At 74.3% G+C, this 13443-nt stretch carries 12 protein-coding genes and 1 riboswitch; of the genes, 5 read left to right on the top strand and 7 right to left on the bottom strand.

Features of this window, described 5'->3' with window-relative positions:
• Positions 1 to 4 precede the first annotated feature (4 nt).
• The 5 genes from ACFVHO_RS11335 to thiO all read right to left on the bottom strand — a co-directional run bounded on the left by ACFVHO_RS11335 (position 5) and on the right by thiO (position 6021).
• Positions 5 to 910: a deoxyribonuclease IV gene (locus ACFVHO_RS11335; RefSeq protein ID WP_385712704.1), complete on the bottom strand. Its 906-nt coding sequence runs from the start codon at positions 908 to 910 to the stop codon at positions 5 to 7.
• A gap of 198 nt (positions 911 to 1108) precedes the next feature.
• Positions 1109 to 3142, bottom strand: coding sequence for a Stk1 family PASTA domain-containing Ser/Thr kinase (gene pknB / locus ACFVHO_RS11330; protein WP_385712452.1), 2034 nt, complete (start codon positions 3140 to 3142; stop codon positions 1109 to 1111).
• Positions 3143 to 3650: 508 nt separating this feature from the next.
• Positions 3651 to 4445 (bottom strand): thiazole synthase, encoded by a 795-nt coding sequence (locus ACFVHO_RS11325; RefSeq protein WP_385712450.1) that lies wholly within the window; start codon positions 4443 to 4445, stop codon positions 3651 to 3653.
• Between the two features lie 5 nt (positions 4446 to 4450).
• On the bottom strand, positions 4451 to 4672 hold the full coding sequence (gene thiS, locus ACFVHO_RS11320; RefSeq protein WP_385712448.1) for a sulfur carrier protein ThiS: 222 nt from the start codon (positions 4670 to 4672) through the stop codon (positions 4451 to 4453).
• Positions 4669 to 6021: a glycine oxidase ThiO gene (thiO, locus tag ACFVHO_RS11315; protein WP_385712446.1), complete on the bottom strand. Its 1353-nt coding sequence runs from the start codon at positions 6019 to 6021 to the stop codon at positions 4669 to 4671. The genes thiS and thiO overlap by 4 nt, the downstream gene beginning before the upstream one ends.
• A riboswitch (TPP riboswitch) is annotated at positions 6019 to 6132 on the bottom strand. Its footprint overlaps the gene before it by 3 nt.
• 82 nt (positions 6133 to 6214) lie before the next feature.
• Here thiO and ACFVHO_RS11310 point away from each other — a divergent pair.
• The 5 genes from ACFVHO_RS11310 (at position 6215) to ACFVHO_RS11290 (ending at position 10862) form a co-directional block, all read left to right on the top strand.
• Entirely contained in the window at positions 6215 to 7441 is a 1227-nt protein-coding gene (locus ACFVHO_RS11310) for an NAD(P)/FAD-dependent oxidoreductase (RefSeq protein WP_385712444.1), read from the top strand.
• A gap of 269 nt (positions 7442 to 7710) precedes the next feature.
• Positions 7711 to 8076, top strand: a complete 366-nt coding sequence (locus ACFVHO_RS11305; protein ID WP_030363015.1) for an Rv2175c family DNA-binding protein — start codon at positions 7711 to 7713, stop codon at positions 8074 to 8076.
• 70 nt (positions 8077 to 8146) lie between these two features.
• Entirely contained in the window at positions 8147 to 8818 is a 672-nt protein-coding gene (gene thiE, locus ACFVHO_RS11300; RefSeq protein WP_385712442.1) for a thiamine phosphate synthase, read from the top strand.
• Between the two features lie 159 nt (positions 8819 to 8977).
• On the top strand, positions 8978 to 9898 hold the full coding sequence (metF, locus tag ACFVHO_RS11295; RefSeq protein WP_385712440.1) for a methylenetetrahydrofolate reductase [NAD(P)H]: 921 nt from the start codon (positions 8978 to 8980) through the stop codon (positions 9896 to 9898).
• A gap of 46 nt (positions 9899 to 9944) precedes the next feature.
• Complete coding sequence (locus ACFVHO_RS11290; RefSeq protein ID WP_385712438.1) at positions 9945 to 10862, top strand: hypothetical protein; 918 nt, start codon at positions 9945 to 9947, stop codon at positions 10860 to 10862.
• 40 nt (positions 10863 to 10902) lie between these two features.
• Here the strand turns inward: ACFVHO_RS11290 and ACFVHO_RS11285 are convergent, their stop codons facing one another.
• Together ACFVHO_RS11285 and ACFVHO_RS11280 are read right to left on the bottom strand one after the other, a co-directional pair.
• Positions 10903 to 12438, bottom strand: coding sequence for a phytoene desaturase family protein (locus tag ACFVHO_RS11285; protein ID WP_385712436.1), 1536 nt, complete (start codon positions 12436 to 12438; stop codon positions 10903 to 10905).
• Between the two features lie 48 nt (positions 12439 to 12486).
• Positions 12487 to 13116 (bottom strand): DUF4126 domain-containing protein, encoded by a 630-nt coding sequence (locus tag ACFVHO_RS11280; protein ID WP_385712434.1) that lies wholly within the window; start codon positions 13114 to 13116, stop codon positions 12487 to 12489.
• Between the last annotated feature and the right edge of the window lie 327 nt (positions 13117 to 13443).

The raw sequence follows: 13443 nt of genomic DNA, 5'->3' as shown, positions 1-13443 counted from the left end.
AGGATCAGGCGTCCCGCAGTTCCTTCAGGCGGGCCACGTCGGCCGCGTGCCCTTCCTTGCCGCCCGGCGTCTCGATGATCAGGGGCACGCCCTCGGTCGCCGGGTGGGTCATCAGCTCGCGGAACGGGTCGGCGCCGATGTGGCCGGAGCCGATGTTCTCGTGGCGGTCCTTGTGGGCGGCGACGACGTCCTTGGAGTCGTTGGCGTGCACCAGCTTCAGACGGCCCGGGCCGACCGTGTCCACGAGCAGGTCGAGGGTCTGCTTCATGCCGCCGGGCCCGGCCAGGTCGTGCCCGGCCGCGAAGATGTGGCAGGTGTCCAGGCAGACGCCGAGCTTCGGGTGGGCGTCCAGGGCCTCGAAGTACGGCCCGAAGTCCCAGGTGCGCGAGCACAGGGAGGCGCCCTGCCCCGCGGTCGACTCAAGGAGCAGGAACGGGTCGTCGTCGTGGGTCAGCTCGTCGAGGAGCGGCAGCACCCGCTCCCGCACCTGGCGCAGCGCCACCTTCCGCTCCCGGCCGCCCGTCGCCGAACCGGTGTGCACGACCACCCCGAGCGCGCCGATCTCACGGCCGCGGCGCAGGGAGTGCCGCATCGACTCCACGGACTTCTCCACCGTCGCCTCGGTGTGCGAGCCGAAGTTGATCAGATAGGGCGCGTGTACGTAGGCGGGGATGCCCTCGGCCGCGCAGACGGCCCGGAACTCCTCGTCCTGCTTCGGGTTCCCCGGCGGGGTCGCCCAGCCGCGCGGGTTGGCCACGAAGACCTGCACGGTCTCGGCGGCGAGGTCGCGCGCGTAGGCGAGGCCCACGGAGGCGAGGCCGCCCGCGACGGGGACGTGGCTGCCGACGGGGTTGCGGCGGGCCTGCGCGGCCGGGACGGCCTGGGCCGTCGGGGCGCTCCGGGTGGTCAGGGGGGTGCTGGGGGAGTCGGGGGACTTCTCGGTGCTCACCCGGTCCAGGGTGGCACGGGGTGGGGGCGGGGCCGGGCGCGGGGCCGGTCCATGGTGGACGACGATCGGGTTCCGCCGGGCGTGTGCGTGCCCGGCGGAACCCGATCGTGGTGCGTGCCCGGGGAACCCGACCGTCGTCCTCGGTCCCCTGCTCCCGGCTCAGCCGATCTTGATGGTGATCGTCGACCCCTTGGGGGCCTTGTCACCACCGTCCACCGACTGGTCCTTCACCTTGTCCGCGAAGATGTCGAGCAGGCCGCGGTCCTCGTCGACCTCGAAGCCGGCCGCTTCCAGCTCGTCCTTGGCCTCGTCGACGCTCATGCCCTCGACGTCCGGGACCTCGACCAGCGGCGGGCCCTTGGAGATCGTCAGCTCGACGGTGTCGCCCTCGGCGATCGTCCTCTCCCCGCTCGGGGACTGCTTGACGACCGTGCCCTTGTCCTCGTCGGAGGTGACCCGCTCCGGGGCGATCCGCACCTTCAGGCCCGCGTCCTCCAGCTCCGCGCGGGCGTCGCTCTCCGAATCGCCGGTGACGTCGGGCAGCTCGACCGCGCGGCCCTTGCTGACGACGAGGGCGACGGCCGAGCCCGCCTTGCGGACCTTGCCCGCACCCGGGTCCGTGCTGATCACGGAGCCCTTCTCGACGTCCTCGCTGAAGGCCTTGGTGACCATGCCGGCCCCGAGGCCCGCGTCGTCGAGCTTGTCCTTCGCCTTGTCCAGGGGGGTGCCTTCGAGGTCGGGCACCTTGACGGTCTCCGGGCCGAGGGACACCGTCAGCGTCACCTTGCCGTTGTGGCGGATGCGCTCGCCGACACCGGGGTCGGTCGCCATGACCGTGCCGCGCTTGTCGGTGTCGCTATAGGCGCGCTTGACCTTGCGCACGTCCAGACCGGCGCTGTCGAGGCGCTTGCGCGCGTCGGCCTCCGTCTTCGCCAGGAGCGCCGGGACCTCCGTGAACTGGCCCGAGTTGATGTACCAGACGCCCGCGCCGAGCCCGAGGACCAGCAGGACGGCGGCTACCACGACGGTTATCCCGCGGCGTGTACGCAGGCGCTGCCGGAACCGTGCCGCGGGGGAGGCGGGGGCCGCCGACGGGGGCGGTCCGGGCGGCGGGGTGCGCAGCACGCTGGTGTGGCTGAGCCCGTCCTGCCGGGGGTCGGGTCCCTCCCGCAGGGAGGCGCGGGGGTCGCGGGGCGCCGCGGGGCGCTCCGGCTCGTCCGTGGTGGGCAGGGGCAGCTGTACGGAACGTGCCGCGCGCGGGATGACGCTCGTACGGTCCTCGGAACCGTCGTGCCCGTTCTGGCCCTCGGAGCCCCGGGCCTGCGGGGGTATCGCGTCCAACTGCGCCTCGGTGAGGGCGAAGCGTGCCTCGCGCAGCTGCCCGAGGAGGGCCACCGCGTCGTGGGGGCGCAGGTCGGGGTTGCGCGCGGTCGCCGACGCGACCAGTTCGTCGAGCTCGAAGGCGAGGCCGGGAACGGCGGCGGAGGGCGGCGGCACGTCCTCGTTGAGGTGCTGGAAGAGCACCTGGGCGGGGGAGTCGCCGCCGTGCGGCTTGGCGCCGGTCAGCATCTCGTACAGGACGACCCCGGAGGCGTACACGTCCACGCGGGTGTCCGCCGTGCCGTGCTCGATCTGCTCCGGGGCGAGGTAGGAGACCGTGCCGAGGACCGTGCCGGTGGTGTTCGTGACGGAGTCCACGGCCCGTACGAGCCCGAAGTCGGCGACCTTCACCCGGCCGTCGTCCCCTATGAGGACGTTCTCCGGCTTCATGTCGCGGTGCACGAAACCGGCGCGGTGCGCGGCGCCGAGGGCGGCGAGCACGGGCTCCAGGATGTCCAGGGCGGCGCGGGGGCGCAGGGCGCCGCGCTCGCGCAGTACGTCGCGGAGCGTGCAGCCGGCGATGTACTCCATCGCCAGGTACACGTACGCGCCGTCGGTGCCCTGGTCGAAGACCCCGACCACGTTCGGGTGCGCGAGGCGGGCCACCGACTTGGCCTCGCGGATGAAGCGGTCGACGAACGAGGCGTCGGCCGCCAGCGTCGGGTGCATCACCTTCAGGGCGAGCACGCGGTCGAGGCGGGTGTCCACGGCCCGGTAGACCGTGGCCATCCCGCCGACCGCGATCCGTCCGTCGACGCGATAACGGCCGTCGAGCACCTGCCCGACGAGGGGGTCCTTGAGGGTCGTGTCCACGGGGGGAGTCTACGAGGCGGCGCCTCGGGCCTCGCCCCCGCGGGCGCCGGACCAGCGAGACTGCAGCGCACCTGTGACCGACGCCGAACCACCCCGTGCCCGGGGGTGACCTCTCCTCCATCCCGACAACCCCCGCGCCGCGGTGCGCGGGGGGCTTCCGCCCGCCCAACCGTTGCTGTGGGCCCCGGCGGGGGCGCTCCGGGTGTGGGGCTGCCCCCGGGGCAGGGCGCGGCAACCGCACGGCCGCGCTGCGCGCGGCCTTCCCACCCGCCCACCCGTGACTGTTGTCCCCGGGGCGAGGCCCTCCCCTGCCGGGCGGCTGCCCTTGCCCCCGACGTGCGGCTTCCCCTAGGCCGCCCCAGGCCCCGCCCCCTCCCGTTGCCCTCGGCCCTGCCTCTACCCCAGCCCCCGCACCGGGCAGCCCCGCGTGCACCCGGGGACAACAGTCACGGGTGGGCGGGTGGGAGAGGCCGGCGCGGAGCGGCGGGTGCGGTTGCCGGGGGAGGGGTCAGAAGGCCGGGCGTTCCGGGTCGAGGGTCGCGCGGCCGTCCGTGGGGGACGAGGCCTCGGCGAAGTGGCGTCGGGGGATGCGGCCGCCCAGGTGGGCCAGGCGCCCCGCCAGGACCCCGTGGCGCATCGCCTCGGCCATGAGGACGGGCTCCCGCGCCCGCGTCACGGCCGACGCGAGCATCACCCCGGCGCAGCCGAGCTCCATGGCGAGGGCCGCGTCCGACGCCGTACCGGCCCCGGCGTCCAGGATCACCGGGACACTCACCTGCTCCACGATGAGCTGGAAGTTGTGCGGGTTGCGGATGCCGAGCCCGGAGCCGATGGGGGAGCCGAGGGGCATGACGGCGGCGCAGCCCACGTCCTCCAGCTTCCGGGCGAGCACGGGGTCGTCGTTGGTGTACGGCAGGACCGTGAAGCCGTCGTCGACGAGGACCTCGGCCGCGTCGAGGAGTTCCACCGGGTCCGGCAGCAGCGTGCGCTCGTCCGCGATGACCTCCAGCTTCACCAGGTCGGTGCCGAGGGCCTCCCGCGCGAGCCGTGCGGTGAGCACGGCCTCGCCCGCGGTGAAGCAGCCCGCCGTGTTCGGAAGCACCCGGATGCCGAGCCGGTCCAGGACGGACAGCACGGAGCCCTGGACGCCGGGGTCGAGCCGCCGCATCGCGACGGTCGTCAGCTCCGTCCCGGAGGCGACGAGGGACCGCTCCAGGACGTCGAGGCTGGGCGCACCGCCCGTACCCATGATCAGTCGCGACGACAGGGTGAGGCCGCCGACGACGAAGGGATCGTCCGCCATGTGCGTCAGCCTCCCTGGACGGCGGTGAGGACTTCGACGCGGTCGCCGTCGCTGAGCGCGGTGGCGGCCCACTGCGCGCGCGGGACGACGGTCTCGTTGAGCGCGGCGGCGACACCGGAGTGCGCGGTGGACAGTTGGGAGACGACGGTGTCGAGCGTGGTCCCGGCGGCCACGTCTCGTACTTCTCCGTTGACGGAGACGGCGAATACGGCGAACGGCGTGGTCATGCGGACAGCTCCGTGAGGTCCTTGGGGGATGCAGGGGGTGTGGGGGGCGGGGTGGGTGCGAAGGGTGGGTGTGGGCTCGTCGTGAAGCGGTCCGGCGTGAACGCCCTTGCCACCTCCGGCAGTTCGCCCGTGGCCAGCGCGTGCGCCATGACGTCCCCGGTGACGGGCGTCAGGAGGACGCCGTTGCGGTAGTGGCCGGTGGCCAGGTGCAGGCCGGGGAGCGCGGTGGGGCCGAGGAGGGGCGCGTTGTCGGGGGAGGCGGGCCGCAGTCCGGCGCGGGTCTCCGTGAGCGGCAGCTCCGTGATGCCGGGTACGAGTTCGTGGGCGTCGCGCAGCAGTTCGTACACGCCGCCCGCCGTGACCGTGGTGTCCCAGCCCAGCTCCTCGCTGGTCGCGCCGACGACCAGCTCACCGCTGACGCGCGGCACCAGGTAGACGTGGCTGCCGCGCACGACGGCCCGCACGGTGCGGTGGAGGAACGGCGCGTACCGCCCCGGCACCGTAAGCCGCAGCACCTGCCCCTTCACGGGCCGCACCGGTGGCAGTACGTCGCGAGGCACCCCCGCGAGCCGCCCGCTGAGGCTGCCCCCGGCGAGCACCGTCTGCCCGGCGGCCAGCGCGGTCCCGTCGGCGAGGACGGCGCCGGTGGCCCGCTCCCGTACGACCGAGAGCTCCCGCGCCCACGCGCGCGTGAACGTCACCCCGGCCTCCTCGCAGGCCACGACGAGGGCGGCCGCGAGCCTGCGCGGGTCGACCTGGTGGTCGTCGTCGACGCGCAGCCCGCCCCGTACCCCCGGAGCGAGCATCGGCTCCAGGCGCCGGCACTCGCGGCCGTTCAGCCACTCCGGTGTGAGCCCCGAACGCTGCTGGAGGGCGTGCAGTTCGCGCAGGTGGGCGCGGTCGTCGGAGTCGAGGGCGACGGCGAGCGTGCCGCACGCGCGATAGCCGACGTCGTGTCCGGTCGCCTCCGTCAGCTCGGCCACGAAGTCCGGATAGCGGCGCGCGGAGGCGAGGTTGAGGCCGAGCAGGGTCTGCTCGCCGTGGTGGAGTTCGGTGACGGCGGCCAGCATGCCCGCCGCGACCTGCGCCGCGCCGCCGCCCGGCTCGGGGTCGACGACGGTGACGGCGAGACCGCGCTGCGCGGCCCGCCAGGCGGTGACGAGCCCGATGACACCGCCGCCGATGACCAGGACGTCGGTGTTCGTGGCCGCGCTCGTGGGCGGCCTCGTGCTCGACCGTGTACTGGTGCGTGTGCTCGCGTCCGGACTCGTGCTCGGCCGCGTACTGGTGCGTGTGCTCGCGTCCGGACTCGTGCCCGGTCGTGGATCTGGATTCGTACGGGAACGCATGGGCGTCCAGCCCCTCCCTTCGCCGGCATGACCCGGATCAGGTTCGTACGGTCGGAGGCCGTCCCAGCCTCCCTCTCAGCCCGGTGCGTCCGGGCTCCCGCGAGTGCTCTGCACGGCCAGCGTAGCCCGTCGTCCCGGGGGCGGTTAAGCCCGTCGTGTCCGTGGGCGGGGGCGCCGCCCTACAGTTGATCGGGTGAGCGAGGACCAGAAGAGGGTGGAGTCGGGGCGGCGCGTGGTGATCGTCGGCGCCGGGATGGCCGGGGTGCAGTCCGCCGTGGCGCTGCGCGAGCAGGGGTTCGCGGGCACGGTCACGCTGATCGGCGCGGAGCCCCATCAGCCGTACGACCGGCCGCCGCTGTCGAAGGCGGTGCTGCTCGGCAAGGCGGAGGGCTCGGCCTTCGACATCGACTTCGAGGCCCTCGGCGTCGACCTGCGGCTCGGCGTCGACGTCACCGGCGTCCGCCCCGCCGACCACGAACTGGACACCGAGGCGGGCCCGGTCGCGTACGACAGCCTGGTCCTCGCGACCGGAGCCGAACCGATCCGCCTGCCCGGCTCCGAGGGCGTCCCCGGTGTGCATCTGCTGCGCACCCTCGACGACGCCGAGCGGCTGCGGCCGGTCCTCGCCGAGCAGCACGACGTCGTGGTCGTCGGCGCGGGCTGGATCGGCGCCGAGTTCGCCACGGCGGCGCGGGAGGCGGGCTGCTCGGTGACGGTGGTGGAGGCCGCCGACCGGCCGCTCGCGGGCGCGCTGCCCGCCGAGGTCGCGGCGCCGATGGCGGCCTGGTACGCCGACGCCGGGGCCGAACTGCGCACCAACGCGCGCGTGGAGCGCGTCGAGCCCGGCGCGGTGTTCCTCGACGACGGCACGCGGCTGCCCGCGGGCGCCGTCGTCGTGGGCATCGGCGCGCGGCCCGCGACGGCGTGGCTCGCGGGCTCCGGCATCGCGCTCGGCGCCCACCACGAGGTGCTGGCCGACGACCACCTGCGCACGTCCGCGCCCGACGTGTACGCGGTCGGCGACTGCGCGTCCTTCCCCTCGCGGCGGTACGGCGAGCGGCTGCTCGTGCACCACTGGGACAACGCCGTCCAGGGCCCGCGCACGGTCGCCGCCGCCATCGTGGGCGAGAGCCCGACGGCGTACGACCCCGTCCCGTACTTCTGGTCCGAGCAGTTCGGCCGCTTCGTCCAGTACGCGGGGCAGCACGCCCCCGGCGACGAGCTGATCTGGCGCGGCGACCCCACGACCTCCGCCTGGTCGGTCTGCTGGCTCCGGGACGGCGCCCTCGCCGCCCTCCTGGCGGTGGGCCGCCCCCGCGACCTGGCCCAGGGCCGAAAACTGATCGAGTCCGGCGCCCGCCTGGACCCGACCCTGGCGGCGGACCCGGCGACCCCCCTGAAGCGCGCCGCCGCCCCCTGACCGGACTCTCTCCCACCACCGCCTCGTTCAGCCGTCGAACGGCTGACGGTCCTGCCCTGGCCCGCCGCTCGGTGGTGGATCCCCCCGTCCGGGGGCCATCACCCTGTCGGCAGCCGGGCCGCCCAGAGGGCGGAACGGGTGGGCACAGCCCCCGGTTCCGGGTCACCTCGAGGGCCACTCGGGCCTCAATACCCCCATGGGGCACTGTGGGGTGCAAGGGCACCCCACCCCCGCTACCGGCCCCCGGCCAGAAATGGCACGCTTGATCCGTGACCGAGATTGACGCAAAGACCGATGCTCTCGTCCCCGCCTGGCTGCACCTCCCCGACATCGCAGAGATGCTCGACGTGGAGGTGACGCGCGTGCGCCAGCTGGTCAAGGAGGGCCAGCTGATCGCCGTGCGCCGCGGTGAGAACCGCGCGCTGCAGGTGCCCGCCGCCTTCATCGACGGCGACAAGGTGGTCAAGGGCCTCGTAGGCACCCTGACGCTCCTGCGGGACGACGGCTTCACCGACGAAGAGGCACTGGAGTGGCTCTTCACCCCCGACCCGACCCTGCCCGGCACCCCCGCGCAGGCCCTGAGCGAGAATCGCGGGACGGAGGTGAAGCGCCGCGCGCAGGCGCTCGCCGTCTGACCTGAAACAACCGTCCGGCGTACGGGCCGTGGCCGCGGCCCGTACGCCACCGACACGGGGGGACCTCCTCATGGCCACCGACACGGCGGGCGCCTCCGCGCGCGCCCGGCTCGCCGACGCCCTGCTCTACCTGTGCGTCGACGCGCGCAAGCGCCAGGGGGACCTCCCCGAGTTCCTGGACGCCGTCCTCGCGGGCGGCGTCGACATCGTGCAGCTGCGCGACAAGGGCATGGAGGCCGCCGAGGAGCTGGAGCACCTCCAGGTCTTCGCGGACGCCTGCCGCCGCCACGGCAAGCTCCTCGCGGTGAACGACCGCGCGGACGTCGCCCACGCCGCCGGCGCCGACGTGCTGCACCTGGGCCAGGGCGACCTGCCCGTGCCCGCGGCCCGCGCCATCCTCGGCGCGACCGGCGACGACGTCCTGATCGGCCGCTCCACGCACGCCGAGCACGAGGCCGCGGCGGCCGCCGTCCAGGAGGGCGTGGACTACTTCTGCACGGGCCCGTGCTGGCCCACGCCCACGAAGCCGGGCCGCCACGCGCCGGGCCTCGACCTGGTCCGGTACACGGCCGCGCTCGGCACCGACCGCCCCTGGTTCGCCATCGGCGGCATCGACGCGGGCAATCTGGACGAGGTCGTCGAGGCGGGCGCGCGCCGGGTGGTGGTGGTCCGCGCCATCACGGAGGCGGACGACCCCGGCGCCGCCGCCGCGGACTTCGCGAAGCGCCTGCGTGCGGTCTGACGGCGACCGGGACCGCACTCCTGTGCGCCTCGCCTCGTATGCGTACGCCTGTTTGAGCAACCCCCCCATGGTGTCCGATGCGTGGACAACAAACCGACTAACGGGACAAATGACCAACGTGCGGTTGGGTGACCGCCCCAGCCTGGCTAACCTGCCGGTATGGCCCTAGGTACTGCTTCCACCAGGACTGACCGCGCACGCACCGTGCGCGACATGCTCGCGACCGGCAAGACCACGTACTCGTTCGAGTTCTCGGCGCCGAAGACCCCCAAGGGCGAGCGGATCCTCTGGAACTCGCTGCGCCGGGTCGAGGCCGTCGCGCCCAGCTTCGTCTCCGTGACGTACGGCGCCGGCGGCTCCACGCGCGCGGGCACGGTGCGCGAGACCCAGCAGATCGTCGCCGACTCGACGCTCACGCCCGTCGCCCACCTCACCGCCGTCGACCACTCCGTCGCCGAACTGCGCAACATCATCGGGCAGTACGCGGACGCCGGGATCCGCAACATGCTCGCGCTGCGCGGCGACCCGCCCGGCGACCCGATGGGCGAGTGGGTCAAGCACCCCGAGGGGCTGACCTACGCCGCCGAGCTGGTGCGCCTCATCAAGGAGTCCGGCGACTTCTGCGTGGGCGTCGCCGCCTTCCCCGCGATGCACCCCCGCTCGGACACCTGGGAGACGGACGTCGCGCACTTCGTCGACAAGTGCCGCGCGGGCGCCGACTACGCGATCACCCAGATGTTCTTCCACCCGGAGGAATACCTGCGCCTGCGCGACCGCGTCGAGGCGGCCGGCTGCGGGACGCCGATCATTCCGGAGATCATGCCGGTGACGAACGTGCGCCAACTGGAACGATTGCCGCAGCTCAGCAATGCGGATTTCCCGCCGGAGCTGAAAGAGCGGATCCTCAGGTCGCAAGACGATCCCGCGGCTGTACGCTCCATTGGCATCGAGTTCGCGACGGAGTTCTGCGCGCGGCTGCTGGCCGAGGGAGTGCCGGGGCTGCACTTCATCACCTTGAACAACTCCACGGCGACGCTGGAGATCTACGAAAACCTGGGCCTGCACCACCAGCAGGCCTGACCGGTCGTACCCCTGGGGCCACGGCCGCCAGGGGAGAGGGGCGTACATGGGCTGGACGGTCCTCTACATCGCGTTCGGCGGAGTCGCGCTGTGGCTGCTCGGCGAGGTGCTGCTGCAGTACAAGGCGCGGCTGCGCTGGCGCCTGCTCGCGTTCGTCGGCTTCCTCGGCGTCGTCCTCGGCGTCCTGATGCCGTCGGTGGTGGTCATCGCCATCGGCGCGATCGCGTTCGCCACCGGGCAGACGTATGTGACGCTGTCGTTCCGCCGCGGCTTCTCGACCGGCTGGGCGCTCGGCGGCCAGCCGGGCGCGAGCAGGCGCCGCAAGACGGTGCCCCGGGGCGCCCCCGCGGAGCCGACGCTCCAGGTCTCCGACCTCGAGTACGACGCTGCTGCCGCCGCCGAGTCCGGCCCGCCCGCCGCCGACGTCCTGGAGCAGCAGCCCTCCGGACCCGGTGTGTACGAGCCCGAGCCCATGCCTGACGACACCGGGCAGTACGGCGTCTACAGCGACGCGGCGTACGCCCAGGCCAACGCGGGTGACGGCTACGCCTTCGACGCCTACCCGCCGTACGACCCGCAGGGCGCCGAGGCCCAGCACGAGCAGCAGGACCCCCTGCACTTCGCCTACGGAGAGACCGGCGAGCAGCACTACGCCGCCTACTCCGACCCCTACATCGGCCCGCAGACCTACGGCGCGCAGCCGGGCTACGACACCTACGCGGACCCGCAGCCGTACGCGCCCTACGGGGGCGACACCTACGGCGGCGGCTACCAGGACACCCCGCCCGGCGGCGTCTGGGTCCCGCACCAGCGCACGAGCGAGCCCGCGCCGCCCTACGGCGCGGAACTCACGCCCGAGCAGCCCGGCTATCCGCCGTTCCAGGGCGAGCCACTGCCGCCGGAGACCGGGGGCCAGTTCGGCTACGAGCCCGGGGTCAACGGGGAGCAGCAGTACCGGTACTGAGTCCGGGTCCGCCCGCCCCCTCCCGGGGGCGGGCGTTCGCTCATTGTGAGCCGCGGAACTCCGGTCCCTCCACGATGAGTCCGGCGGTCAGCGTGCCCGACATGCCCGCGTGCGGCAGCCCGCCGCCGGGGTGCGACCAGCCGCCGACCGCGTAGAGCCCCGCCACCGCCGTGCCGTTGGCCGGGTGCAGATGCCGTCCGGCCGCGGCGGCGAGGGCCGGGGCAGGGACCGCGCCGCCGTCGGCGCCCGTCGCCTCGGCCACCTGCGCGGGCGTGCGGACCTCCTGCCACAGGAGGCGGTCGTCCAGACCGGGGACCACCGCGGCCGCGCGGGCGATCAGCCGCCGCACGTCCGCGTCGGTGACCTCGGCGCCCGCCGGGACCACGGCCGTCAGCGTCACGGCTTCGTGCTCCGCGTCCGGCGTGGCCGTCGGGTCGTCCGGGCGCAGGACCGTGAGGGTCGGGGCCGCGGGGAGGCCGGTGGCGGGGCGGGAGGCGTCGGTGTTCCCGGGAGCGGCGGGGGGGCCGAAGACGCGGTCCAGTTCGTCCGCGCGGTCCGTGGTGTGCAGCACCGTCCGGTGCGGGGTGCCCTCGGGGCGGGCGCCGCGCAGGGCGAGCAGGACCGTGAGGCGGCTGGGGAGTCCGGACTGCGGGGGCACGTCCCGGGAGGCGCGGGCGGCCGTGCCCGACAGCATCGCGTCCAGCGCGCGGGGCGCCACCCCGGCCACCACGAAGTCCGCGTCCACGACGGTTCCGTCCGCCAGCTCGACGCCCGTCGCGCGCCCGTCCTTCTCCACGATCCGCACGACGTCCGACCCGAACGCGAACTCGACCCTGCGCGCGCGGCACCGCTCGTACACGGCGGTCGCGAGGGCCCGCATGCCGCCGCGCGCGGACCAGGTGCCGAAGGTCTGCTCCAGATACGGCAGGACGGCCGCGCTCGCCGGGGCCGTGCGCGGATCCAGGCCGCGTACCAGCGCGAAGTGCTCCAGGAGCGCGGTCAGGCGGGGCTCGCCGCCCAGCTCGAACTCGGCGACCTGGGAGAGTGTGGCCGCGCGCCGCTCGCGGCGCAGCAGGCGCTTTTGGGCGACCGAGGGGTAGGGCTCGCGGTCGGCGAGCACCTGCCAGTTCGGCCACAGGGGCTCTTCCAGGAGGGGGCGGCGGGCGCGGTCCCAGGCCTCCCGGGCGCGGTTCATGAACGCCGCCCAGCTGGAGCCCGCGCCCGCGCCGAACGCGTCGTCCAGGGCCTCGCCGACGCCCGCGCGGGAGACGTTCGGCAGGTCGGCGGTGGTGCCGTCGGCGAAGACGTGGCGGACGGCGGGCTCGACCTGGGTCAGCTCGACGCAGTCCTCCAGGGGCTCCTTGCCGGTCTTCACGAACAGGTCGCGGTAGACCGCGGGCAGGTGCAGCAGGGCCGGGCCCGTGTCGAACCCGAAGCCGTCGCGCTCCACGCGGCCGAGCGCGCCGCCGTACGTCCCCGCGCGCTCGTGCACCACCACCCGGTGGCCCGCCACGGCGAGCCGGGCGGCGGCCGTCATGGCGCCCATCCCGGCGCCGATCACCACAATCCGTGCCATGCCAGGGACTTTATCGGCCCCCACTGACAGCACCGCCGGGTGCCCGGCTCAGCCCGGTGGGCGCCCCGATCGGTCCGGCGGCCGCCCCGCCGCCATCCTCCGCTCCTCCCGCCGCTGCGCCCTGCGCCGCAGGAAACGCCGGATCCGGTGCGCGAGGAACAGCAGCAGCACGAGCCCCGCGACGAGCAGCACGGCCGCGATGATGGCCGCGGCCTCGGGGTGGAACATCGCGAAGCTGACGAGCCCGCCGACCCCGAGGTCCTCGGCGGTGCTCAGGACGAGGTTGCTGAACGGCTCGGGGGAGGTGTTGACCGCCATCCGCGTCCCGGCCTTGACGGCGTGGCTCGCGAGGGCCGTCGACCCGCCGACCGCGCCCGCCGCCACGTCCGAGAGCGAACCGCTCTGCCCGGCGAGCAGCGCGCCCACCACCGCCCCGGACGCCGGCCGGATGACGGTGTGCACGGCGTCCCACACCGAGTCCACGTAAGGGATCTTGTCGGCGACGGCCTCGCAGGCGAAGAGCACGCCCGCGGTGATGAGGACGCCGGGGCTCTGCAGCGACTCCGGGACCTCGTCGGACAGGCCCGTGGCCCCGAAGACGCCGAGGAGCAGGACCACCGCGTAGGCGTTGATCCCGCTGGCCCAGCCACTGGTGAACACCAGGGGGAGTACGGACACGGCGTGATCGTAACCAGCGGGGCGCGATCCGGCCCGGCCACGGACGCCCGCGTGGGCACGGACACCCACGTCTGAGTATCCGTACCTAGGCACGGAGATGAGTACGCGCGCGGATGGGCCCCGACCTGCGGGGACGGGAGAGTGAAGGCACGGAGAAGGGCGCGGCACCGGAACCGCCGACACGGGGCGGCGGAATCGGGCGGCGCCCTTGGCCGCTCCTCCCGCCTCGCCCGTGGCGGGAGCGAGGCACGGGGGCGACCGGGGGACGACCACGGGGGTCGCGCGGGGGAATGCGACAAGCGCCGGTCCGGTGGAGCCTGGGACATC

Origin of the sequence: Streptomyces sp. NPDC127108, from assembly GCF_042677545.1 — a bacterium.
GTDB lineage: Bacteria > Actinomycetota > Actinomycetes > Streptomycetales > Streptomycetaceae > Streptomyces.
This window is presented reverse-complemented; position numbering and strand designations above follow the sequence as displayed.

What these genes read in the sequence shown, in the direction of transcription:
- ACFVHO_RS11325 (WP_385712450.1), bottom strand. Translation starts at nt 4,445, where the DNA reads ATGGCGGACGATCCCTTCGTCGTCGGCGGCCTCACCCTGTCGTCGCGA.
- thiS (WP_385712448.1), bottom strand. Translation starts at nt 4,672, where the DNA reads ATGACCACGCCGTTCGCCGTATTCGCCGTCTCCGTCAACGGAGAAGTA.
- thiO (WP_385712446.1), bottom strand. Translation starts at nt 6,021, where the DNA reads ATGCGTTCCCGTACGAATCCAGATCCACGACCGGGCACGAGTCCGGAC.
- thiE (WP_385712442.1), top strand. Translation starts at nt 8,147, where the DNA reads ATGGCCACCGACACGGCGGGCGCCTCCGCGCGCGCCCGGCTCGCCGAC.
- metF (WP_385712440.1), top strand. Translation starts at nt 8,978, where the DNA reads ATGGCCCTAGGTACTGCTTCCACCAGGACTGACCGCGCACGCACCGTG.
- ACFVHO_RS11290 (WP_385712438.1), top strand. Translation starts at nt 9,945, where the DNA reads ATGGGCTGGACGGTCCTCTACATCGCGTTCGGCGGAGTCGCGCTGTGG.
- ACFVHO_RS11285 (WP_385712436.1), bottom strand. Translation starts at nt 12,438, where the DNA reads ATGGCACGGATTGTGGTGATCGGCGCCGGGATGGGCGCCATGACGGCC.